The organism is Corynebacterium flavescens (assembly GCF_008693105.1).
GTDB classification, from domain to species: Bacteria; Actinomycetota; Actinomycetes; order Mycobacteriales; family Mycobacteriaceae; genus Corynebacterium; species Corynebacterium flavescens.
Map to the genome: position 1 here is coordinate 15000 of NZ_VXKK01000036.1, position 23977 is coordinate 38976.

Annotated in this window: 17 protein-coding genes and 1 pseudogene; 4 read left to right on the forward strand and 14 right to left on the reverse strand. The window is 60.1% G+C overall.

Translation table 11 applies throughout. From position 1 onward, the window contains the following. Nucleotides 1-68: 68 nt before the first annotated feature. The 6 genes from F4V60_RS08960 to F4V60_RS08985 form a co-directional block, all read right to left on the reverse strand. Complete coding sequence (locus F4V60_RS08960) at nucleotides 69-944, reverse strand: DegV family protein (protein WP_075730264.1); 876 nt, start codon at nucleotides 942-944, stop codon at nucleotides 69-71. Continuing rightward, nucleotides 944-1642: a histidine phosphatase family protein gene (locus tag F4V60_RS08965; protein WP_075730265.1), complete on the reverse strand. Its 699-nt coding sequence runs from the start codon at nucleotides 1640-1642 to the stop codon at nucleotides 944-946. The genes F4V60_RS08960 and F4V60_RS08965 overlap by 1 nt, the downstream gene beginning before the upstream one ends. Nucleotides 1643-1648: 6 nt before the next feature. Next, nucleotides 1649-2092 carry a ribosome silencing factor gene (rsfS, locus tag F4V60_RS08970; protein ID WP_174775552.1) on the reverse strand — a complete coding sequence of 148 codons (444 nt, stop codon included), beginning with the start codon at nucleotides 2090-2092 and terminating at the stop codon, nucleotides 1649-1651. Nucleotides 2093-2204: 112 nt separating this feature from the next. Next, nucleotides 2205-2822 (reverse strand): nicotinate-nucleotide adenylyltransferase, encoded by a 618-nt coding sequence (gene nadD, locus F4V60_RS08975; protein ID WP_075730267.1) that lies wholly within the window; start codon nucleotides 2820-2822, stop codon nucleotides 2205-2207. A 15-nt stretch (nucleotides 2823-2837) separates the two neighbouring features. Further along, the gene (locus F4V60_RS08980) at nucleotides 2838-3746 is read right to left on the reverse strand and encodes a hypothetical protein (RefSeq protein WP_075730268.1); all 909 of its coding nucleotides are present in this window, start codon (nucleotides 3744-3746) and stop codon (nucleotides 2838-2840) included. 100 nt (nucleotides 3747-3846) lie between these two features. After that, nucleotides 3847-5118 carry a glutamate-5-semialdehyde dehydrogenase gene (locus F4V60_RS08985; protein ID WP_075730269.1) on the reverse strand — a complete coding sequence of 424 codons (1272 nt, stop codon included), beginning with the start codon at nucleotides 5116-5118 and terminating at the stop codon, nucleotides 3847-3849. A 169-nt stretch (nucleotides 5119-5287) separates the two neighbouring features. On the opposite strand from F4V60_RS08985, the gene F4V60_RS08990 reads away from it, so the two are divergent. Next, nucleotides 5288-7924 (forward strand): PD-(D/E)XK nuclease family protein, encoded by a 2637-nt coding sequence (locus F4V60_RS08990; protein ID WP_075730270.1) that lies wholly within the window; start codon nucleotides 5288-5290, stop codon nucleotides 7922-7924. Next, nucleotides 7921-11394, forward strand: coding sequence for a UvrD-helicase domain-containing protein (locus tag F4V60_RS08995; RefSeq protein WP_075730271.1), 3474 nt, complete (start codon nucleotides 7921-7923; stop codon nucleotides 11392-11394). The genes F4V60_RS08990 and F4V60_RS08995 overlap by 4 nt, the downstream gene beginning before the upstream one ends. A 35-nt stretch (nucleotides 11395-11429) precedes the next feature. Here F4V60_RS08995 and F4V60_RS09000 read toward each other — a convergent pair whose 3' ends face one another. From F4V60_RS09000 to F4V60_RS09035, 8 genes are all read right to left on the reverse strand, one after another. Continuing rightward, nucleotides 11430-11993 carry a DUF1707 SHOCT-like domain-containing protein gene (locus F4V60_RS09000; RefSeq protein WP_373862536.1) on the reverse strand — a complete coding sequence of 188 codons (564 nt, stop codon included), beginning with the start codon at nucleotides 11991-11993 and terminating at the stop codon, nucleotides 11430-11432. Nucleotides 11994-11996: 3 nt separating this feature from the next. Continuing rightward, on the reverse strand, nucleotides 11997-12914 hold the full coding sequence (locus tag F4V60_RS09005) for a D-isomer specific 2-hydroxyacid dehydrogenase family protein (RefSeq protein WP_075730272.1): 918 nt from the start codon (nucleotides 12912-12914) through the stop codon (nucleotides 11997-11999). A 2-nt stretch (nucleotides 12915-12916) separates the two neighbouring features. Beyond that, a complete protein-coding gene (locus tag F4V60_RS09010; RefSeq protein WP_075730273.1) occupies nucleotides 12917-13846 on the reverse strand; it encodes a D-isomer specific 2-hydroxyacid dehydrogenase family protein in 930 nt (309 codons plus the stop codon). After that, nucleotides 13843-15075 (reverse strand): glutamate 5-kinase, encoded by a 1233-nt coding sequence (proB, locus tag F4V60_RS09015; RefSeq protein WP_075730274.1) that lies wholly within the window; start codon nucleotides 15073-15075, stop codon nucleotides 13843-13845. The genes F4V60_RS09010 and proB overlap by 4 nt, the downstream gene beginning before the upstream one ends. A gap of 97 nt (nucleotides 15076-15172) precedes the next feature. Beyond that, on the reverse strand, nucleotides 15173-16705 hold the full coding sequence (gene obgE, locus F4V60_RS09020; RefSeq protein ID WP_075730275.1) for a GTPase ObgE: 1533 nt from the start codon (nucleotides 16703-16705) through the stop codon (nucleotides 15173-15175). A gap of 183 nt (nucleotides 16706-16888) precedes the next feature. Then, nucleotides 16889-17167, reverse strand: a complete 279-nt coding sequence (gene rpmA / locus F4V60_RS09025; protein ID WP_075730276.1) for a 50S ribosomal protein L27 — start codon at nucleotides 17165-17167, stop codon at nucleotides 16889-16891. A 40-nt stretch (nucleotides 17168-17207) separates the two neighbouring features. Beyond that, the gene (rplU, locus tag F4V60_RS09030; protein ID WP_075730277.1) at nucleotides 17208-17513 is read right to left on the reverse strand and encodes a 50S ribosomal protein L21; all 306 of its coding nucleotides are present in this window, start codon (nucleotides 17511-17513) and stop codon (nucleotides 17208-17210) included. Between the two features lie 217 nt (nucleotides 17514-17730). Continuing rightward, entirely contained in the window at nucleotides 17731-21741 is a 4011-nt protein-coding gene (locus tag F4V60_RS09035) for a translation initiation factor IF-2 N-terminal domain-containing protein (protein WP_174775551.1), read from the reverse strand. Nucleotides 21742-21912: 171 nt separating this feature from the next. Between F4V60_RS09035 and F4V60_RS09040 the strand changes: the two genes are divergently transcribed. Beyond that, on the forward strand, nucleotides 21913-22701 hold the full coding sequence (locus tag F4V60_RS09040) for a hypothetical protein (protein WP_141256026.1): 789 nt from the start codon (nucleotides 21913-21915) through the stop codon (nucleotides 22699-22701). A gap of 964 nt (nucleotides 22702-23665) precedes the next feature. Beyond that, a pseudogene (locus F4V60_RS12780) lies at nucleotides 23666-23788 on the forward strand (HNH endonuclease); the annotation flags it as partial. Nucleotides 23789-23977: the final 189 nt, after the last annotated feature.

Sequence of the window (23977 nt, forward strand, 5' to 3'; positions counted from 1 at the left end):
ATAGCCAGGCCAGACCCGATCCGGCAACCTGTGGACAACTTGTTGTAAGGATCAACAACAGCCAGCAATCAGGGCCGCGGAGGATGCCACAGCGGCCCAAAAGAGGGAAACTCTAGCCGAGGCTTGGCCGGGGCTTCCTCAGGCTCGGGCGTACTAAAGACCACGGAAACCCCGATGGCACCGGGGCCTGCGTGCACGGACAAGACCTCCGTTAGCGGCACTACCATGAACGATGAGCCTTTAGCCAGAGCCAGCTCCAACAGATGCCTCAACCGCTCGGCCTCGGCGGGAGCATCATTGTGTTGAACCGCCACGAAGGCCGGCTGTCCATCCGCACGCGAGGCCACGAGATCTACCACCTTGGTAAAAGCCTTCGTCTGCGTGCGGGTTCTGCCTACCAATTCGAGTTTTCCATCCGCGATGGACATGATCGGCTTAGTAGCCAGAAGCGCCGTCGATAACATGGCCGTCGCCGCAGACATGCGCCCGGATCGGCGCAGATCCTCCGTGGAGTTGAGATATACCCATGTCTTTCCCCGCGCGAGGGTATCCGCGGCGGCGGAACGGCATTCCTCAAGGCTTGCCCCGTCTTGCGCGAGGCGTGCGGCAGCCATCGCGGCGGCACCCATCACCATTCCTGCGGTCTCGGAATCGAGGACTTTGACGGTATCGGGGAAAACCCCCGAGGCAGTCACCGCCGCCGACCACGTCGAGGACAGTTCCTTTGAGAGATGGATAGCCAGCACGCCCTCATCGCCGGAGCGCTCCATCTGGCGCCCATAAGCCGCCGCTAGTTCCAAGGCGCTCAAACCCGAGGTGGACTGTTCCTTTCCGCCAGCCCCAGCATTGTCCATGACATGCAGGTCGAGGACGCAAATATCCAGCTCCGTTATCACCTCGGGGGGCAATCCCGCCGCGGAATCCGTGACAACGCGCACGCTCACTAGATATCCGCCCCGGTTCCCCCGATGACGCGGGCCCCCATGTTCCAGCCGTCAAAGTACCAGGTGGCCTCGTCGACGTTATCCGGGCCAAAATGCAGCGGAGACAAAGGCTTGTCCGCATCGAAGCGCGGGCGCGCCGTCAGCTGCGACCAGTGAGTATTCTTCAGGCCAGACAAAATCCCGTATTGGTGATGCTCCAACCCGAGCAGGTGGCACGTCAATGCGGAGATAGCACCGCCGTGGGCAACAACTAAGACGGGACCATCATCCCAGGTGGTGCTGGTACGCATGAGGGAATCAATCACCGGACGCGCCCGCTTGGCGACGTCGACCCGCGACTCACCCTCCGGCGGAGCCCACGTGGGATCATGGCGCCAGATGGCGCGCGCGCCGGGAAATTGTGCATCGACCTCCGCCGAGCTCATCCCCTGCCAACGCCCGAGATCGGTTTCCCGCAGGCGCTTGTCGACGGCGTAGTCCATACCGAGGGAATCCGCGATCACCCGCGCCGTCTCCTTGGCGCGAATCAAATCGGAGGAGATGATGTAGGAGATATCTTTATCCCGCAGCAGTGCCGCCGCCGCAGCCGCCTGTTCATAGCCCACCTCGGCCAGATCGGTATCCAGGTGGCCCTGCATCCGGCCAGTGGCGTTATAGGTGGTCTGTCCGTGTCGGATCAGAATCAGGCGGCGGCTCATGAGGACTTAGAACTCCTCGTCCTCTTCCGGCTCCTGCGGGGCCAGCGGGATCTCGTCGATGGAGGAGACCTCACGGGTATTGGTCTCAGAAGACCACTCGCCAGGGCGCTCCGGAGTCTCGACGCCCTCAATCTCGATGAGGGGGCAGTCATGATAGAGACGGTCGAGGCCGTAGAACTCGCGCTGATCCCTGCGCTGTACGTGGACCACAATGTTTCCATAGTCCAACAAGACCCAGCGATTTTCGCGGTTGCCCTCGCGGCGCTTGGGCTCGAAGCCAGCTGAAGTTAGCTCGCCCTCGACCTCTTCGACGATTGAGGAAACCTGGCGCTCGTTATCGGCCGAGGCCACAACAAAGACCTCGGTGATGGCCAAAACGTCAGAGACATCGATGACCGCGATATTGGTGGCCAGTTTCTCGTTGGCGGCCAGCGCTGCAATCTCCGCCATCCGGCGGGCAACGTCAGAAATAGACAATGAACAATCCTTTTTAAAGACACTAGGAGACACAAGTACTTTTAAGCTTCTAGTGTTGCACGTTCTATGCTCATTTGCCTATTTCTCACAGCGGTTTATCCGGGTTGGGCCCATAGAGATTGTTCTTGGCAATGTACTGCACCACCCCATCTGGGACGAGGTACCACACTGGCTTTTTCGCGGCTGCGCGCCGCCGGCAGTCGGTGGAAGAAATCGCCATCGCCGGAATCTCAATGAGCTCAATGGCATCGCGCGAGCCAGGCGGCAACATATCAGTGCTCAACTCGTAGCCCGGTCGTGTCACTCCCACAAAGTGCGCCATATCCAGCATTTCTTCCCAATCCCGCCAACTGAGAATAGAGGCTGTCGAGTCCGCCCCGGTGATGAAGTACAGCTCCGCATCAGGAAAAAGCTTCCGCATATCACGCAGCGTATCGATGGTATAGGTGGGCCCTTCACGGTCAATATCGACGCGCGAGACCGTAAAGCGCGGATTCGAGGCCGTGGCCACCATGGTCATTAGGTAACGGTGCTCGGCCGCTGAGACGACTTTTCCCTTCTTTTGCCAAGGCTGGCCGGTGGGAACAAAGACTACCGTTTCCAAATTGAAGCGATAAGCCACCTCACTGGCGGCGACAAGGTGTCCGTGGTGGATGGGATCAAAGGTGCCACCCATGATTCCGATGCGCTGAGGGCTGGTCATGGGTGGCAAGTATAACTAGTAGGCCTTTGCTTCCTTTATCCAACCCGCCAATTCATCCGCCACCCGTGCATCATCTGCGGAAGCCTCGCCTTGGAAGTAGGAGCCATGAACTTTCATGCGAGTATTAATCGCATCTACGGTTGAAGCGACCGTAAGATCGCACACGAAATCTCCCCGTAGGCAATAATCGAGGTGCTTTGCACTCGATGCTCCACTAGGCAAGTAGTTGGTGGGAACTGCTTCCAATAACCCGCCACCCCGAGCAGGGGTGCCCACAGTATCTTTAACATTCGGGCGCGCAAGAGGATTGCCCATATATACCCCACCAACTAGGCGGCCTTTAGCTGCTAGGTGGTCTTCGAGGCCCGTTCCGATTATCGCCCCCTGCGAATATCCCGCAGTAATGTACCGCGGCGCACAGCCGGTGCTGGCTTCAAAATTGTCGACAACCTGTGGAGCCATCCTCTGCCCAGTCTCTAGGCTATCTTGAAACTTGAGAGCTGCTGATTGTATTAGATCCCCTAAGGGAGCTTGATGCAATATGACGCCCACGCGCTTGAAGAGCTCGAGAGTGGAAATCTCCTCCCCCGTTTCAGCTACCGTTGGCACGCCCATGGTTGCCGGATACTGTTCTTCGTCGAGAGATAGGACATAAACGTCTTCCATCGTTGTGGGATTCCGGCTCTCTGCGAGCCGGAATAGCCCAGTAAGATTTGGCCCCTCGTAACCATTTGAGACTGCTCCGTCCGGCACATACTGCTGCGGGCCGAAGTACTGGTCCGTGTCTTTATTCTGATCTGTGCCGCGCGCGCCAACGATAACGACAGCCGGACAGGATCCTATGCCGCTGGCATGCGCTGGGCTCAGAGTAAGGCCCGCGGCTAAAGCCGCGAGGACAGCTACAGCACTTCGCCGCAACCACACGCGGAACTTCCAAGAATCAGAAAAAGGGCGGGTAGAGGGTTGAGGAAAGGGATAGGGGGAATGAGAGAGGTAGGGAACTTTCACCCCAAAAATATAACACTCACGGACGGGTCTGTCCGGTGCCTTCCAGAATCCACTTCGTGGAGGTCAGCTCGGGCAAAGCCATCGGTCCGCGCGCGTGCAACTTCTGCGTGGAGATTCCAATCTCAGCACCCATTCCATAGACCTCGCCATCCGTGAAAGCGGTGGAGGCATTGAGCATCACCGCTGCGGCATCTACCTCGTTGGCAAACTTCAGGAGGACGCCGGCGTCTTGCGCGGCGATGCCCTCGGTATGCCCCGTGGTGTACTTAGCTATGTGCGCGATGGCACCATCGACTCCTTCAACGACCTTGGCGCAGATGTCCATGGAGAGAAACTCTTCGCTCCAATCCTCCTCGGTGGCCTCGACTGCGCCTTTAACACCGAAGGCCTCCAGCTCGGAGACGATTCCGTGGATGGTGACGCCCCTATCCTGCAGGGCCTCGATAATCCGCAGCTTGTCATCATCGCTTAAAGCAGCATCAAGCAAAACGCACTCGGTGGAATTGCATACCGACACGCGCCGCGTTTTACCGTTGATTACCATAGCGATGGCCTTGTCCACATCCGCAGAGGCATCGATATAGAAGTGGCAGTTGCCGGTGCCGGTCTCAATGGCGGGAACGGTGGCGCCTTTAACAACGGCGTCGATAAGCCGGGCGGAGCCGCGAGGAATGACCACGTCTACGAGGCCACGGGCGGTGATGAGATCCTGCACGGACTCATGGGTCTGGCAGGGTAAAAGCTGCACGCCCTCACGCGACAAACCAAACTCCTCGAGCGTGTCCTGCAGGATTTCCACCAGCTTGGCATTGGAGGAGCGAGCGGACTTCGAGCCGCGCAGAAGAGCCACGTTGCCGGACTTTAGAGCGAGGCCAAAAGCATCCACCGTGACATTGGGGCGAGCCTCATAAACCATGCCCATCACCCCCAGCGGGACGCGGACCTGCTTCATCTGGATGCCGTTATCCATGGTGTGTCCTTGCAGGATCTCCCCCACCGGATCTTTCAGCCCCGCCACCTGGCGCAAGCCTCCGGCGATGCCTTCGATGCGATCGCTATCGAGAGCCAGGCGGTCAACCAAAGCCTCCGTCATTCCGGCCGCGCGACCGGCTTCGATATCCTGCTGGTTCGCCGCCAAAATATCGGCGCTGTGTGCCACGAGGTTTTCCGCGGCGCGCCTTAAAATCTCGTTTTTCTTCGGCGTAGCCAACTGGGCAAAAACCGGCGCGACCGCCTTAGCGGCCTGGGCCTGGGAAAGGACTTCTTCGCGTTCAGAATTTGTGCTCATGGGTTTCTAGCATACGCAAACCCAGCCTGAGTCTCAGGTGCTTCACGCGTACCGAGCTAAGCACACGGGGTGCTCCACGTGTGGGGAGTGCTCCCCGATAGGTGAGCACATGTCCGGTACGGGGGATAGATTGAAACGCGACAATTCACGAGAAGAAAGGCCCATTGGGATGCACATAGACTTCGGCTGGGAGTTTGATCATCGCGCCGACACCACTTCTACTACCGTGGGCACCGTGCGCTGCGGCCCGCAGGGCCTCGCCACCACACTTGCCACACGGCTGGGTCTGCAGGCTCCGCAGCTCACAGCGCCAGAGCGCATCGTGGCCTACCGCAGCGCACTGCACAACGCTGTCGCGGCCGGCCGCGCGGATTGGTGCGCCGAATCCTGCGCAAAGAACCCCTGGGCCATGGCCCAGGCCCTGCTGCGCTGGCGGGATGAACTGGTTGCCAATGGCTGGCGTCCAGAAGGAGACGTCCCCACAGACTCAGCATCGCGCCTCGCCGTCATCGATCTCATCGAACGTATGAACACAGTCCCCGCCGGTGCCGCCGATAGCATTCGCGCTGTAGCGCAAGCGCTGTGGGAGATGTCATCTAAGGGGCAGAGCTGGCCTGTGGGAATCTCCACCATTAGCCTGCACTTTTGCCGGATAGATGAGCTCCCGCGTATCTGGCAGGAAATCTTCTCCGGCCTGCAGGCGCAGGGCGTCCAGGTGGATGAGGTGGCACAGGTTTCTCGCCTCGAATCTCTTGACATCATCACGGCAGACACCATCTACGAATGCGCTACATCTGCCGCGCGCATTCTCGCCCAAAGTGAGCACCAGACCATTCTCACCGGCGCCGCTACCACCGCGCTGGACCACGAACTCGCACTGCGCAATCAGGCTGCCATAGGCTACGGCGAAAGCGCGCCCACTCCTACCCTTCCCGTATTCCTCGCCGCTTGTACGCGTCCCCATGACATTCGGGCCCTGTCCACGCTGACCATGTTGCGCTACTCCACGGGTAGCCTCATCCCGAACTTCGTGGGTAACCGCATTCGTTCGCTGCTCAACCGCGCAGCAGGGGTGGGCTCTGCGGAGTGGGCGGAAGAGTTTGAGACCGGCGCCCTTGCCCAAGACGAGCTCGCCCGCGATATCGACCAATTGGTCCGTCTGCAGCCCTTGGAAGACACTGATGTGCTCTCCGCTGAGGACCTTCTACCCCACCTTGAGTGGCTACGCGCTCGGTTTCTCAAACTAGGCCAATCTTTCGAAGCAGAAGTAGTAGCTCAAGCCCGCAACGTCCTCTCCACAGCTGGGACCTTAAGCCGCCGCGAACTAGATTCCATACTCGAAGCTCTTTCGGCGCACTGCCCTGCCTTGCCCCAAGCCCAGCCTGGCCGCAGCGTAGCGCAACACCCCGTCGCGCTGCCTCTGGGATGCCAGGAGGTTTTGTGGTGGGCACCAATCGATAACACGGTGTCGGTTGCGCAGGATTTCACCCAGGTCGAAGTGGCGCAGCTGGCTCAGGCAGGAGTACACCTACCCATCCCTTCCTCGCTCGCTCCGTTGGTCATCTCCGGACAGCTGGGTATCCTCACCACCGCTCGAAGCATCACCGCAGTCATTCCTTCCTACTTCTCGGGGGAGGAGACTTCGCGCCATCCGCTTCTTAATCTTCTGCTCTCCAAAGTAAGGGACGCTTTGCCCTCCACGGAATCCGGGAAAGCAAGCGTCACGGAGATAGCAAAGAAGGTCACTTCCCGGGCGGGTGCTTTGGTGCAGGGAGACACGTGGAGCTTCCGCGGTCTGCGCCTGCCGGTGACGCTTCCTGCCATCGCCGCGCTTCCAGCCGGCAATCCCTTCTACCGCGAGTTCTCCCCCGCCGCGCACCTGCTGCCGGAGCGCCTGTCCTATTCTCAGATGGTCGATATTATTCAGCACCCCTTGGAGTGGCTCCTGCGCCGCCGGTTGGGCATCGACCCGGGTGTGGCCATGAACCTCCCCGGTGGAAACCAGCTCTATGGCACGGTAGTCCACAAGGTATTCGAGGACTTGCATGCCAAGAACGCCACTGCGGCGGAAGTTGAGAAAGCCTTTAACTCCGCGCTGGAGGGATACGGCGCGGAGCTAACCCTCAAGGGCCAGGAATCCGCACGGAAGCGCCTTCTGGGAGACACCACGCGTGCGGTCGCGGATATCAATGCAGCCGTGCGCGCCATGGGCGCCACCATCTCCGGAAATGAAACTCCGATCACGGGCGTCACGTTGCCTGAACTCCCTGGCCGAGAAGGCGCCCCGGTGGAGCTGCGCGGACAAAGGGACGTCGACCTCGATTTCGGCGGAGGGCGCATCGGCCTCTTCGACCTCAAGTACACCACGAGCAAGAATAAGTTCAGTGATGAGATCTCCAAGAACCAAGAGATGCAGCTTGCTGTCTATGCTCGCTCCCTAGCAGGCACGGCCAAGGGCCTGGGTTCCTATCCCGTGGCCTATTACTCGATACTCCAGACGCGCTTCTTCTCCCCCTTCCCCATCTTCTCCCCGCCCTATACGGGACCCGCCTCCTTGCCGGAGGACTCACTCACGCCCCTGTGGGATCGCATGGTTTATCACGTCAACTACGTCCTCGATGGGCTTAGGCAGGGCTGGGTCTTCGACCTGGATAACTTCCGGAGCTTGGATAAGAAAGATCAAGCAGCTTTCCCCGAGTTCAGCACTCGGGTCACCGAACTTGAAGCACGGGGCATGGCCACACGCGCGGCTAGCCCTTATACCGCATTCGACTTCCTCACTGGGAACAAAGGAGACCAAGCATGAGCAAGGCTCGTTTCACCATCATCAGCGCCTCCGCTGGCGCCGGCAAAACCTACACTCTCACCCAATTGCTCACGAAGCGCCTGGCGGATACCACAAATCCCTTAGAGCCGAGCCAGATCATCGCCACGACCTTTACCCGCAAGGCGGCCGGTGAGCTCTCCGAGCGCATCCAGCAGGGCTTGGTCGATGCTGCGGAAGACCCGTTACTGAAACCTGCAGAATCAGCGCGCCTCAACGAGCAGATTCTCAAGTTGCCCGGCGCGCTGATCGGCACCGTCAACTCGGTAACGGATCAGATCCTGCGCATGTTTGCCGTGGACGCGGGGCTCTCACCGGAACTGACCGTGCTCTCCGAAGATAGTGAGAAGGCCGCTTTCTCCCTAGCTACCTCGCGCATCATCGCAGACTATGAAGAAGAAAACTCCGCCCTCCTTGCTCGCATGAGTTATAGCAAGCGCAGCAATTCCCGGAGCAAGTCCGGTTTTGGAAACTCAACCGAAGTCGAGTGGGGCGAAACTCTGCGAGAGTTCATCGCAGCGATCCGCCGAGAGAACATCGACCTTGCCGATTTGCCTGGCTTAGCGGAGGATTCCATCAGCGAGCTCACCACCACTCTTGGTCAGGCACGCGTCACCGAGGAGGACAAGCTTCGCTCGCTTTACGCGGAGGATCCCAGCTGTGCGCTTTTGAACTACTCTGCCGCGGATGCGCGGGAAGAGATCCTCGAACAATATCCTGCCCTAGCGGCAAACCTCAGGGATGCTTTAGAGGCCGGCGACATCAAAGGCACATCCGTCAAGCCGCTGAAAAACTTCCTGGAGAAGCTTCCGCAGGAATTGCACCGCATGAAACTCAACCTGGATATTGCGGCTGATCGCACCCCCTGGAAGCAGTGGCACAAGGCCACAGAGGGCGAAGTAGGAAAAGCAAAGGGAGGAAAGCCGGTTAAGGATGCGGTACAAGAAACCTTCCCCCCACATTACATTCTCTTTTCGCAGTCCTTCCAGGATGATGTCGCGGCACTTATCCGCCTGACCTATACCGCAGCGGCGGATTGCTTGGAGAGCTACCAGGCATACAAGGACGCCACCGCACAGATTGACTTCAGCGATCAGGAGCAAAAGGCGCTGCGGCTTCTACGGGAGAATCAACAGGTAAGGGAGGAGATTTCCGCCCGTTTCGAGCTTCTAATCGTGGACGAGTTCCAGGACACAAACCCCATTCAGCTGGCGGTATTCATGGAGCTTGCCCAGTTGGTCTCCGAGGTTATCTGGGTGGGTGATCCCAAGCAGTCCATCTATGGTTTCCGCGGTTCCGATCCCGCGCTCATGGACGCTGCACTGGCTGCCATCACCGATCCGGCAGGTCCCTTCCAAGGCGATACCTCCAACCTCGCGCGCAGCTGGCGCTCATGGAGCAAACCCATCAGCCTCTCCAACGAACTCTTCGCCCCGTTGTTCCCCGAGGGAGATAACGCGCGACTCTTCCTCCCCGAACCATTCGCCGCGCCTGAATCACCGCGCTCTCGTATCGGAGGCAGTGTTGAAATCTGGGAGCCAGAACGCGGCAAGTTCAATAACGGCAAGATCAAACCGCCTACGATACCTGCATTCTTTGATGCCCTCGCCGAAGATCTGGCCCGCACCTTCCGGGAGGAAGGCTTCCCCTCAGGTGGCTGCGCCATCCTCTTGTCCACCAACTCCCATATCCATGAAATGGTCTCGGCACTGTCGGGACACGGCATTCCGGCCACTGCTGATGCGCGTACTCTCCTCGAGACCCGAGAGGGCACGGTGCTGCGTGCAGCGCTGCTGTGGCTAGTGGATAAGACCTCCACCCAGTCCTTGCTCGAGCTTATCCATGTCTTTGAAGATCACCCGGCGCATCTGACCTGGTTCGACGAGCTATGTGCCGCCGCTGACCCCACCCAGCGGCGTGAGCTGCTGGCCCAGTGGGCACAGCACCCCAGCATTGCGGTCGTAGACGAGCTCGCCCCCTTGGTGGGCGGCGCTGCACTACCGCAGCTGGTGGAAGCCGCCATTGCGGCACTGCGCCTGCCGGAGCGCATCGCCAGCTGGTCGCAGCCTCAGCAAAGGCTTGCCACCCTCGATGCCTTCGTGGGCAATGCCTCCGCCTTTAGCCAGCAGTCCTTGGCCGGAGCGGGCCAGCATTCACTTCTGCGTTTCCTGGAATCTCTGGAGCAGGACTCCCCGGCCACTAGGGCCGCGGAGAACCCCACCGCAGTCCACGTGGGCACCATCCATTCCGCGAAAGGACTGGAATGGGGAACTGTTATTCTCCCCGGCCTGCAGCATAACGACCGTTTTAAGCCGGCCGGCGTGTGGGTGGACCCGGCTCCTCGCTTCGATGTCACCGCTCCTCTGGAGGGCCGCCGCCTGCTCTTTTGGCCGCTCAGCCTACTCCTGGACACAAAGGGCTGCCGCGAAGTTCTTTTGGGCTCTCCGCTGCACCAGACTCGCGCGCAGGCTGAACACCAGGAGGATCTGCGCAGGCTCTACGTGGCATTTACCCGCAGCCAGGAGCACACCGTCATCGTGCCCTTGATGAGCATCGGCGATTCTTTCCCTGCTTTGCTGGCCCACGATTCCCGCCCGGTGGAATTGCTCACGGGAGCGGAAGGAAACGTGCTGCGCTTCGATAATTCTCAGGTCATAGATTCGGTGCGCCCCCGCGACGCCCGGCTCGATAAAGATGTGCTAGTCGATGTCCCCGGTATAGCGCAAGAGACCTCCGCGCACACGGAGATCGACGTCATTCACCGCGTCTTCCCCACCGCCATCGATGAGCCAACGGTGTGGGATGCCGACCCGGCGCGCGAGTTTATGTCCCGGGATGCCCATTATCCGACTCCGAGCGAGCAGGTATTCTCCCCCGCCCGCTTCGTTGCCTCCTCCGCGCAGGCCACCGAAGTTGAGTCGCAGGCTCAGGTTCTGCGTGTAGAGGACACCGGCCCAGCCCTACACTCTGGTGGCGGCCAAGATTGGGACAAGGTGGGTGATGCCGTGCACGCCTACCTTGGTGTCGACCTGGCTCACCTTCAGCCCCTGCAGCGCAGTGAACTGGCGGAAGGGATCATCGAACGCTGGGGCATCGGACGATATATCGATACGGCTGATTTGGAGGCCATGGGCACTAACTGGCAGGCGTGGGTGAATAAGCACTTCGGGGATTCGGCCCGCATTGAGACCGAAGTACCTTTTGATTATTGCGCTCAGGACGGTAGCCGCGCACAAGGCTGGATGGACGCCCTTATTGTCGGAGAGGATGGCGTGCGCTACCTCGTGGATCACAAGACCTACCCGGGCAAGGACCCGGAAGCCCACATCCGGGCCAACTACCTCGGGCAGATGGCTACCTACTCGCGCGTGCTTGAGAGCGCAGGGATAAAAGTGGGTGGCATCTTTATGCACTTGCCGCTACTCGGCCAGGTCTGGGAGGTGCGCTTCTAGGCTCGTAGCTATCCGCCGCTGAAGAGCTGTGAAGATTACTTGCCTAGCTCCCTGCGGCGTTCAGCCGCGCGTCGCAAGCGCTCTGCCCGCTCTTTTTCCTCAGATTCATTGAGCTCGTCAAAGATCTCTTCGTCTTCATCACTGAAGTTAGCCACGCTGCGTACTCCCCAGGCTGCCACGCCGGCCAGGGGGAACACGATCCAAAAGTAGTCCCAGTCGAAGACGAACAGGCCGAGGAAGAAAAGAATCATCGCGACGGCAAAGATTAAGCCATCAAATCTTTGCACCTTCTTACCGCGGGTGAGAACCTCATCGAGCTCCTCCTGCGCACGTGTTTCCGCCCGGATTGGCGCGGGGGCATTGGGGTGGGGTTCCCCTGCCACGGGGTCAGTGCCATCGAGGCGGGGTAGGTCGAGGAAAAGCTTCCGAATATCACCCCGGGTCTTGGCAATAGCTGCCTTGCCCGTGCGTTCCTCGAACTCGTTGATGTCGATGAGCCCGTTGGCAAAGTGTGTGCTCAGCTCGTCGAGCGCGCGGCTCCGCTCGCTGTCTCCAACGCGAATATTCTCAGAATCATCGTTCATGGAATTGACACTCATGGCCTAGTACCCCGCTTCCGCATTTACCTCGGTGGGAAGCGGCTTGTCTGCAGCGAAGGCCTCAGCCGCTTTGAGCGTATGTTCGCCGATGCGCTTGCGCACGGAATAAGGCGGGTTCGCTACGTGCGGGGTGATGATGCAATTAGGCATCTCCCACAGCGGGTGCCCGTCTGGGAGTGGCTCGGGGTCGGTGACATCGAGGCCCGCCCCGGCAATCTCACCGTTGCTCAGGGCCTCCACGAGCGCCGCGGTATCGATAAGCGGGCCGCGCCCTACATTGATGACCACGGCGTGGGAGGGCATCGCGGCGAATACCTCGGCGTTGCCCAAGTGGTAGGTCTCGTCCGTGAGCGGGGTAAGGAATACAAAATAGTCGGCGTTGGGCCAGACCTTCTCCACCTCGGAGACGGGGTGCGTCTCATCGGCTCCTGCCACTGGGCGCCCCGAGCGGGTGACCGCAATGATGCGCGGTCCAAAACCGGAGAGCATCTCAATGAGCTTGGTTCCTATACCGCCCGCGCCAATGATGGCGACGGTCCTATCCTCAAAGAGGAAACTCGTATGAGCCTCAACCTCGTCGCGGTTGTCCCAGCTCGTGCCGACGCGCTTATGGGCATGCAGCTGAGCAAGCAGGAGCGCGATGGTTGATTCCGCCACCGTGGAATCATAAAGGCCGGCGGCATTGGACCAGCGCACGCCTGTTTCCGCGTGGGTCTTGCGGATGAGGTCGAGGACGTGGTCAACTCCGGCAAAGGGAACCTGCACGAAGCCAATGGACTCGGGCAAAGGATCGGGGAACTCCCCGGGAGCGCCGTTGAACACCAAAAACTCGGCCTCATCCAGAGGAACTTGGGTGTGACCTGCGGCATCGAGCACTGAGGTGGTCTCGGTCCACGGGTGAGGGAGGATGGCGTAGCGCATAGTTAATAACCTTTCGACGGATCCACACGGGTGGGCATAGGTTCATTGTGCAGGTATGCGGCCGCATTCGCATTAAAAATCTTGCCAATGTAGGCCATAGCCACGTGCGCGGAGGCCGCCATGTGCGGGGTCATCGTGCAATTTGGCGCAGAAAAGAGCGGGTGCCCATCGGGCAAAGGCTCCGGATCCACCACTTCCAGGCCCGCGCCAGCAATCTCTCCCGTAGATAGCGCGGTCACCAGATCATCGGTCACCACGGTCGCGCCCCGTCCCACGTTGATGAAGATAGCCGTGGACTTCATAGCCTTGAAACGGTCGGCGCCGATAATCCCCCGGGTTTCCGTGGTCAGCGGCAGAATAGAAACGAGAAAGTCTGCTCGCTCCCACACCGACTCCGCATCACTCATTCTCAGCGTCTCCGCGGCCCCCTCCACGGGCCTGCCCGAGCGATTTACCGCGGTGACGCGGACCCCGAAAGGCTCCAGCAGGCGAATGAGTTCCGCGGCAATTCCGCCCGCGCCGAGAATGACTACCTCGGTAGGGGTGCGAGGAGAGCTCAGCCAGGCCTGCGTGCGATCAAGTTCTTCGGCCACGCGCCACGTCCCAGCCAAGGCGAAGGCCTTGTGGTGGTGGGCTGCCGAAAGCATCAGGCCCAGCGCCGATTCCGCCACCGGCTTGGCAAAAGCCCCGGCGGCGTTGCACCACGGGATTCCGACTTCCCGAATCAGTCCGGCACGCACCAGCTTTTCGACGCCGGTAAAGCAGTGCTGCACCCACTCAATGCTCTCCGGTAGTTCGGGTACATCGGCCGGATCAGGCGCGGTGTTGACGTAGCACTGCGCTTCCTCCAGGTTGGGCACGAGGCTGTGGCCCTGTGCTTCGATACCTGCGATGGTCTCAGGCCACTGCTCCGGGCCCATGTAGAACTTCATAGGCGAGAAGCATAGTTGGAAAGATAATCAGCGTGAACGACCGACCTACGTTGAATCTCGGGCAGATCCTCGGTGTGCTTGCCTATGATCTGTGACAGCTCCTGCGAGTCGAAGCGGACTTCGCCGCGCCCAATGACCTCGCCTTCTGGCCCGATAATATCGATGATTTCTCCCTTGGAAAACTCTCCGATGACCTCGGTGATACCCACTGCCAGCAGGGAGGTTCCGCCCTTAGTCACGGCGTCCACGGCCCCTTGGTCAAGGCGCACTGCCCCACCCACATCTGCGCAGTAGAGGGCCCAGAACTTCCAGGCCGAAAGCTTGCGCTCCATGCGGGTGTGGAAGACGGTGCCCACGGAGGCGTCGGCAAGCGCGGGGCCAATGTTATCGGTGGAGGTGAGCAGGACCGGGATGCCACCACGGGCGGCCAGGCGCGCGGCCGAGACTTTAGTGGCCATGCCACCAGTGCCCACATTGCCGCCTTCACCAGCGTCAACGCCCTTGAGATCCTTGCCTGTGCGCACTTCATCGATGAAGTGCGCGCCCGGCTCGGCTGGGTTCTTGTCATAAAGCCCATCAACATCAGAGAAGAGGAAAAGCGCATCCGCACCGATGAGGTTGGCCACCAGCGCCGAGAGACGGTCATTGTCTCCGAAGTGCATCTCGGAGGTGGCGACGGTGTCGTTCTCATTGACGATGGGGATCGTGCGCAACTGGCGCAGGCGATCGATGGTGCGCTGCGCGTTGCGGGCCCGGTCGCGGTGACCGATGTCCGAGGCCGTCAGCAGAACCTGACCAATGGTGCGCTCGTAGCGCGCGAAGGAACGCCCCCATTCATAGGCCAGGTGGACTTGTCCCACGGAGGCTGCAGCCTGCTTCGTAGCCAGGTCCGTAGGGCGACGGTTGAGCCCCAGCGGGCCCATACCAGCGGCAACGGCGCCGGAGGAGACGATGATGACGTCTGAGACACCCATCCGCGCATGCACCGCATCGACGATATGATCGATCCTCTCCTGCGATACCAGGAAGTCCTGGTCCGTCAGCGAGGAGGAACCAATCTTGACCACGACACGCTTGGCGTTGGTGATCTGGTCGCGCAACTGCGAGGAATAACCTGCGGCCGTGGGGTTGTCTGCGAGTGGATCAGGAAACGGTGTATCCAGCGTGGGTCCCTCAAAGGGTTCCACGGGCAACGGACTGATGGACTCATTCTGTAATTCAGAAGACATGTCACTCAATAATACAAACCCGCGCCATGCTCGTCCCCACTATGCGGGGGGCAGGATCCTAACCCGCAGCTCAGGAGCCCTAAAAAGGCAGGCGCACCTAGCCCTGCCAGCGGTCACGGTTGGCGGACGCGCGCGTAACCTCTTCCTCTTCACCGAAGTCGAATTCGTCGACGATGCCACGCCGTGCTTGCGAAGCGCGCTTGCGCTCGGCCGCCGAAACGCGGTCGGTGCCCAGAAGGCGTGCGTCTTGGCCACGGCCTGCCATGGTGGGATCGCCCGCGGTCATGGGCTCCCATTCGAAGGTGATATCCCCGATGCTCACGGGGCAACCTTCCTCGGCACCCTGGCGGCGCAGCTCGTCTTCCACACCGGCCTTTGCCAGGCGGTCCGCCAGGTAGCCCACAGCCTCGTCGTTCTCAAAGTCAGTCTGGATAAGCCACCTTTCGATCTTCTCCCCCTCAACGATGAAGCCACCCGGAACCTGCGGATCCGGCATGACAGTAAAGTCCGCGTGGGACCCGGCATGCTTGCGTTTGCCGACGGCCCGGGGCCGGATAACGGTATGCTGCGCATCCGCCTTCGCCTTGGGCTGGGTCTTGCGGTGCTGCGTCACCATTTCCAGCAGCTTGTACTTGAGCGGCTCGAGGCCCTTGCGCGCCACGGCGGAAATAATAAAGACCGGCCACCCAAACTGGTCCTCCAAGTCTTGCTTGACAAACTCCGCCAGCTCCTCGGCCTCAGGCACATCCGCCTTGTTGAGGATGATGATGCGGGGACGCTCGCGGAGATCACCTAGGCCGGTATCCTCTTTGAGGGCTGCTTGGTAGTTCGACAGCTCCTGCTCCAAGGCCTCGACGTCAGAGACGGGATCACGCCCGGGCTCAATGGTGGCGGCATCGACCACATGCGCGAGCACGGCCGTGCGCTCGATGTGACGCAGGAAGTCTAGGCCCAGGCCCTTGCCCTCGGCCGCGCCCGGGATAAGCCCCGGGACGTCTGCGATGGTGAAGGATTCGTGGCCCATGTCCACCACACCCAAGTTGGGCTGCAGAGTGGTGAAAGGATAGTCCCCGATCTTGGGCTTGGCGGCGGAGAGTACAGAGATCAGCGAGGACTTGCCCGCAGAGGGAAAACCCACCAGTCCAACATCAGCCATGGATTTCAGCTCCAAGACCAGCTCGCGGGCCTGGCCGGGCTCGCCCTGCAGAGCAAACCCGGGTGCCTTGCGCTGGGAGGAAGCCAAAGCCGCGTTACCCAAGCCGCCGAAGCCGCCCTCAGCAGCGATGAAGCGGGTGCCAGGTACGGTTAGGTCCGCCAGGGTCTCGCCCTTCTGCGTGCGCACCACGGTGCCTGCCGGTACCTCGAGAATGAGGTCCTCCCCGCGCGCACCGTTGCGCCAGTCTCCAGCACCGTTGCCACCACGGCCAGCCTTGATGTGCGGACGGTAGTGGAAATCCATCAGGGTATGAATCTGGCTGGAGACCTCAAGCACGATGTCTCCCCCGTGCCCGCCGTTGCCGCCATCCGGCCCTCCCAGCGGCTTGAACTTCTCGCGGTGCACGGAGGTACAGCCGTGTCCACCATCGCCAGCCTGCAGGTGCAGGACAACGCGGTCAATGAATCGTGCCATGATGAATTTCCTCCCAAAAATGGTATCTCCCCAGCAGTCTAATGAACCAGGCAGGCAAGATGACAAACACGAGCGCCGAACCCGAGTCATGAAGCTCGATTGCGGCGCGTGCCGTGTGAAAAAAAATAAGGCTCGAAACTCCCACCCGGGGAAGTTTCGAGCCTTAAGAACTAGAGACTTGACTTAAGCAGAAGCCTCAACTGCAGCCTGCTCGGCCGGAACGATGTTCACGATACGGCGGTTGCGCTTGATGCCGAACTCCACGGAGCCAGCCTCGAGTGCGAACAAGGTATCGTCCCCACCGCGTCCGACGTTCTCGCCGGGGTGGAACTTGGTGCCGCGCTGACGAACGATGATCTCGCCGGCCTTAACCTGCTGACCACCGAAGCGCTTAACGCCGAGGAACTTCGGGTTAGAATCGCGACCGTTGCTAGAGCTGGAAGCACCTTTCTTGTGTGCCATGTGGTTTCCCTCCTTTAAGGGGATTAAAGCCTAATCGGGCTTACTTGATGTCGGTGATCTTCAGAACGCTCAGCGGCTGACGGTGGCCCTGACGCTTGCGATAACCAGTCTTGTTCTTGTACTTGAGGATATCAATCTTCGGGCCCTTGGCGTGCTCGACGATTTCTGCGGAGACCGAAACCTTCTCCAGGTCGGAGGCCTTAGCCTTGACGGTTGCGCCATCGACGAGCAGAACCGGGGTGAGAGCCACGGCAGAGCCTGGCTCACCCTCGATCTTCTCGACCTTGACGAGGTCACCTTCAGCAACCTTGTACTGCTTGCCGCCGGTCTTGACGATCGCGTACATAGAGGGTTACCCCTTATCTAAACTCGACCGAGAGCGGCGGTGGTGCCACCCTCGAAATGGACATTAACGTTTGGCGTTTAGTTTCAGCGCGGACGCATACCATCCTCCATAGAGGGCTCGGTCCTGCGCTTTAAGACACTAAACAGCGACTGTCAAAGACTACCCCGTGGCGAATGAAAAGTACAAACCGCGTATTTTCCATTCGCGTGGCGCTGCCCTACTTGCTCCGTCGCCGTGCTAGGCGGCGCCGTCCCCGGCCATTGCCGCGGTTTGGCGCAGCGGATTCCTCCCAGGACTCAGCTGCAGACTCCTTTACGGTCGCCTGCTCCTTCTTCTCAGCTCTCCGTGGCGCTTGCCGCACCGCAGTCACCTTGCGCACAGCGCGCTTGCGACCGCGCCGAATCACCTTGGTCTCGACACCAGGCTCTGCGGAAGGAGCCTGCTCCGGAGAAGTTTCCACAGGAGACGCGTGCTTCTTCTTCGGCTGCGCCTTCACTGTTGCCGCAGCGGCCTGCTTATGGCTCGCGCGCTTTGACGTATTGCGCACCGCCCTACGATGCCCCCGTGTCCGCGCTGGTTGCGCGGCGGCAGGTTCTGCTTGTGCGGGCTGCGCAGCTTGAGCAGCTTGAGCCGAAACAGCGGGATCTTCCGAAGCTGTCTCTCCGGAGACAGCGGACGTGCTGCCAACTGCGGAATCTACGTAATCTTCCGGACGCGGAGCATGATCAGAACGCGAGTTTCCACGCGTTGCGCGCTTGCGCCGCGGCGAGGCCTCAAACTCTGCCTGCGCCTGAGCAAAGGTCATACGGGAGGTACCCTGTGCCTCTGCCCGTGTCTCTACCTCTAGCTCCGTCGCCTTTGCAGGCTCCTGAGTAGATGCAGCGCGCTGTGCCGATCGCACCCCACGCCGCGACGTGCGACGTGATCGGCGTGCTGAATTGAGTTCTTTCGAGTCCTCCTTAGACTCACCTGAATGTTCAACAGTCCGCTCGACAACAGACTCTACAGGGGGCTCATCTGCCACATAAGAGTTAAACTCCGCCACCTCATCTTGGGCCGCAGCGCTTTCCGCCGCCGCATAGCCAATGGAGGCTATGTCCTCCGCTGCCGAGGTGTGTTCAGAGCCTTCATGTCGGGACTCATGATGGCGAGGCTCATCGTGGTGGAGCTCGTCATGTCCACGACGACCGCGGCGTGAACGCTGCGCGCGACGCTTGCTTCGCTGGCCGTCTCCGGCATTCTTGTCGCCTTCTGCGTGCGACGCGTCCGAGTCTTCCTCATCATCAACGATGACATTGGCTACGAGATCCTCGATGGAATGGCGCTGGCGAGAATTGCGCTGCTGAGTGTCTTCTCCTTCCAGCTTCTTCTCCGACTTGTGTTGGTGAGCCTTCTTGGGATGACGCGACGCGTGATCATTGTGCTCTTCCTCAGCGATCTCATCCACGGGATACTCGTGGATGATGAGCCCGCGCCCATGACAGTGCTCACACTCGGTGGCGAAGGTTTCGATCAGGCCAGTGCCCAGACGCTTACGAGTCATCTGCACCAGGCCCAGTGACGTGACCTCCGAAACCTGGTGACGGGTGCGATCACGTTCGAGGGTCTCTTTGAGACGGCGTAAGACCAGATCCTGGTTTTCGGGCAGAACCATATCGATGAAGTCCACCACGATCATTCCGCCGATATCGCGCAGCCGCATCTGGCGCACGATCTCCTCGGCGGCCTCAAGGTTGTTACGGGTTACTGTCTCCTCCAGGTTTCCACCGGAGCCCGTAAACTTACCTGTGTTGACGTCGATGACCGTCATAGCCTCGGTGCGGTCAATGATGAGCGTGCCGCCCGAAGGCAGCCACACCTTACGGCTGAGTGCCTTGTGAAGCTGCTCATCGATGCGATAAGTCTCAAATGCATCCATGCCACCATGCTCTGCTGCCCGGTATTGCACGACGCGGTCCGCGAGATCGGGCGCCATTGAATCCACATAAGCTCGCACGACGTTATAGGAACGAGTGCCATCAACAACGAGCTGGTGGAAGTCCTCATTGAAAAGATCACGAACGACCTTAACCAGCACATCCGGCTCCTCGTAGAGGGTGACCGGCTTGGCTCCCTTGGAGGACTTTTCCTCGTTGGCACGCTCAGTGATGTCTTGCCAGGTGTTGTTGAGGCGGCGTACATCAGCGGCAATGGCGTCTTCCGGCACGTTCTCCGCCGCGGTGCGGATGATGGCACCCCCGCGACCCGGGATCACGTTTTCCAGGATGCTCTTCAAACGCTTCCGCTCCGGCGCGGGCAGCTTGCGCGAGATTCCAGCACTTCGACCACCTGGCACGTAGACCAAGTAGCGTCCGGCAAGGGAGATCTGCGTGGTCAACCGCGCACCCTTATGTCCGATGGGATCCTTAGCCACCTGCACGAGGACCTGGTCCCCAGACTTCAAAGCATTTTCAATCCTGCGAGCGCGACCGCCGAGCTTGGTTGAACGCCAGTCCACCTCACCGGCATAGAGGACGCCATTGCGCCCCTGTCCGATATCGACGAAGGCCGCCTCCATCGAGGGCAACACGTTTTGCACACGGCCCAAGTAGATGTTGCCAATCAGGGAGGTCTGGGACTCACTGGTCACGAAGTGCTCGACGAGGAGATCATCTTCCAAGACGCCCACCTGAGTAACAACTCCCGCGCCATCCTTGCGCTGCTTATCTCGCACAACCATGGTGCGTTCGACGGATTCGCGGCGTGCTAAGAACTCTGCCTGGGAGACAATGTGCTGGCGCTCGCGGCCCTTCTCCCTCAACTCGGCACGGCGACGGCGTTGCGCCTCAATGCGCGTTGAGCCCTTGATTGCTTTGGGCTCCTCGATGAGATCTTCCTCGACCTCATCTCCTTCTGCGGCGGCATCCGACGTAGCCTTTGCCGCATGTTCTTGCGATCCCCGACCGCGCGATGTCCCCCGGCGTCCACGCCGACGCGAACCCTTCGCTTCTTCCTCTTCCGAGTCATCTTCCCCGGTGAACTCAGGCACGGAAGCAGACGCCGGCTGCACATGCGGCGGCATAAACACAGGTGCTAATTCGTAAGTTTGAGAATCAGCGCCTGGCTTCGGAGTGATGATAGGCCGATAATCCTCGCCAAGATCGTCGAAGTCGTGCGATTGTTCACCGGCTTCCTCGAGGGCTTCCTGCAACTGGGCAACCACGTCCTCAGCAGCCTGCGCGTCAGCTACGGTTTCAGCACTCTGCGCTGCATCCTGGCTGCTTTCTGCGCTGCCTTCTGAGTTGGCCCCTGAATGCTCAGGATTCTCCACAGTATCGGCCAACTGCGAGTCGACCTTCTCTTCGATCTGCGCAATTTCGTTCTCGACGTTCTTGCGCACGCGGGTCCGCAGCTTTGCTTCCTGCTCATCTTCTTCGCCCGCGCTCTTGGCGCTCACATCAGCGTTTGCTGCAAGCGGAGCCAAGTTTTCGCTGTGCTCGGCTTTCTCGTCCTCGCCGGGCTTTACTTCGGCGACAGCTTCCTTGTCCTTCTTGGGAGAACTGGACTTGCGCACAGCCTTGCGCGTTGCTTTGCGGCCCGCCTTACGTGTCGTCTTCTTAGCGGGCTTTCCTGCTTCTCCTCCTGCTGCGCCCGCTACGTCTGCCGCTTCGTCTGCATTGTCTTGAACAGCAGCTGGAGTCTCCTCAACGCTAGGCGCGAGCTCCGGGTCCACTGCCTTGGACTTCTTAGTCGCCTTCTTTGGCTTCTCCGCGGCCTTTGTGGCGGCCTTCGTAGTGGCCTTGCGACGCGGCTTAGTCGCCGGCTTCTTCGACTTTTTCTCTGGCCGCTCTTGCTGTGCTTGCTTGTCCTCTGCGGGCGCGGAAGCAACGAGGGAGTCAAGCAGAAGGACAACCTCCTGCTTGCTCACCGAAGATTGTGCAGCCTTCTTCACCCCTAGCTTGCCAAACTCCGTGACTATCTCCCGGGAAGCAATCCCTAGCTGCTTGGCCAAAGTGTAGAGGCGAGTCTTCGCTGGCAGGGCCTCCCGATCAATGTGCTGTGCGAAGGCAACCGCGGCAGCATGGCTTCCAGTATTTTCTGAAGCATTCTGGATCTTCTCGTTCTTCTTATTTTCTTGAGAGTTCTTCGACGCCATAAGTGGCTTTACTCCTGACAATGTTGGACCGGCTGCATCCCCGGGCGCAGGCAGCACGGCGTCATTGTTCTTCTTCTTTTCGAACCGTGCCACCGCCGCCACTCGAGGGCTCCGGTAGTAATGTGGATTTTTCTTATTCAATTCTTCGCCGGCGCTCTTGCGCGCGCCCCGGATTCCCGGCGGCGCCTACGGCTGTCCCCCATTCTTGCACAAACCGATGTCATAGGGGACTCAGACCACCACCGGAACTGTTATACTCACGAGATGTCGCACTCCTCTCCCCCCGCTGCGCTCAATGGTCCTCTGCGGGGCGAGATTGCCCACTATCGCCATCGCAACCAGTTGGCACTTGGCAAGACTGCTTCGATGTGCATACCCCTTGGCGTAGTGTTCACCAGCATTGCTGCAGGTGGGGCAATGCTCTACGCGGTAGCGGGCGTCTGCGCCCTCATTGCTTTGGTAGCAGCGGTTCCCTTAATTAAGAATCCACCAGCGGCGATTAGTGCATCCCAGACGGAGTTCAAGGACGGTGACTTTCCTGCCGTAGCCTATTGGGCGCCACTGCTGCCCATAGCAGCGCCGCTACTCGCCAGCCCCCTGGCAGATAGCTTTCCAGACCCCTCGCTTGATCCGCTCCTGCAAGTACTTTTGGGAGGCCTCTATTTGGGCTTGGCGACGGCTCTCGCGCTTTGGTCGATGTTCTCTCGCGCCTACCGCGTAGGTCGCCGCCGACTAGCGCGGATTCTATCTCAAGACTCTCTTGATGGAGTCACAGATGCCAGATTGCAAGCAGTCACCGATCACTCAAATGTCATCGCGGCTTTGTGCGCGTGTGGTGCCGTCGATGGGAACGAAGCTAGCGTGGGCGCGCTGAGCAAACTCAGTGGTATTCCGGTAGCACAGATAGAGGAATTACTCCCCCAACTGTCTAGACTCGGTGTGATCAATGTGAATCAGACGGGCGCGCTTCTCAAGCCCAAGAAGTGGCAGGTCAGTCTCACTGAGGCTGGCATCAGATGCATGGGCCAGCTAAACCGTCTCTTCCGGTTGTAGAGTGCAGTGATTTTGTTGGTCAGCACCGAGCCCGATCATTCAGGATAAGCCGGATGGCTTTGCTACCGCACTGCCAAGTTCTGGTTAGGCGGCCCGGCTGTGGATAACCGGGGTGGTGCGGGTGGGTTATCCACAGTTTCTTTGTTCGGTGCGGGTTGGGGATTGTCGTGCTGGGTGGCGGTGCCTTAGCGTGACGGTCATGGGCTTGCAGGAGTATTTCGCACAACTTGGCCGGGGTGTTGACCTCGTTGCCGAGTGCTCGGGGCTTTCTGCCCCGGACCTTGAAAAGATGGGGGCCAGCACACAGGATGCCGCCGAGCTTTTAAGCCTGCACACCATCTACTTCGGCTCCACTCCCTATACCGGCAAGCAACGCTCGGCCGTTAACTCTGCTCGGCGCAACAGGCACACCCTGAGTACTTTGCGCCAGATCGAATCCTTTACCCGCCGCGTTAAAGCGCGCCTAGCGGCGTGGAACCTACGCGTAGAACTATGCGCCACGCCAAGCGAGCAGGTTGCTGCGGTAGCCAGGCGCCGGCTGCGTGAGATGCGTGTTCCCCGCAAGTATTGCGAGCGTGTACTGCTGCGCCAGCACCCCAACGGGCTAGCCACGCTTACCGTGACAGGTAATGGGTTGGATATGGCAGATGCTTTCCGAACCATCGACCAGCAGCATCCGGGTAAGAGTTTTATCGCCCGCATGCTCGGCAAGGCAGGCGCGGCCCCGGCTGCGCGTACTCGGGTGACGACTATGGCAGTCCTCCAGTTGGAGGACTACGGCACGATCCTGCGCCGCGAGGGTGGTGATGTGCTGGTGCGCACCACCAGTGGGACTGTTATCACCGGCGCGCAGCTTGTAGAGCGTGCTTGTGCCAACGAGGGTCTTATTACGGTGATTAGTCGGGCGCTGGGGCCGGTGGACTTGTACCGCTTTGAGCGCTTCGCCTCGGTCAAGCAGCGCACGATGCTCGCAGCAGAGCACCCCACGTGTGCGTGGCCGGGCTGTAAGACCCCGGCAGAGCGGGGCCAGTTCCACCATCTCACGCCGTGGAGTCACGGCGGGGAGACCAACATTGCCAACCTGGTGACCTTGTGCAACTACCACAATGGGGTTAATGAGGATGATCCGAATGCGCCGCCATGCCGCGGGAGCGCGTCAAGTTCTTTGTGTGTGGGGCTTTGTGAACTTGTTTGGTTAGAGGTATGTGTTGAAGCGGTCGGGGTAGGCCACGGCCATCTGATTAATGGCTTGTTTCCAGTTGGTGACTCGGGCTCC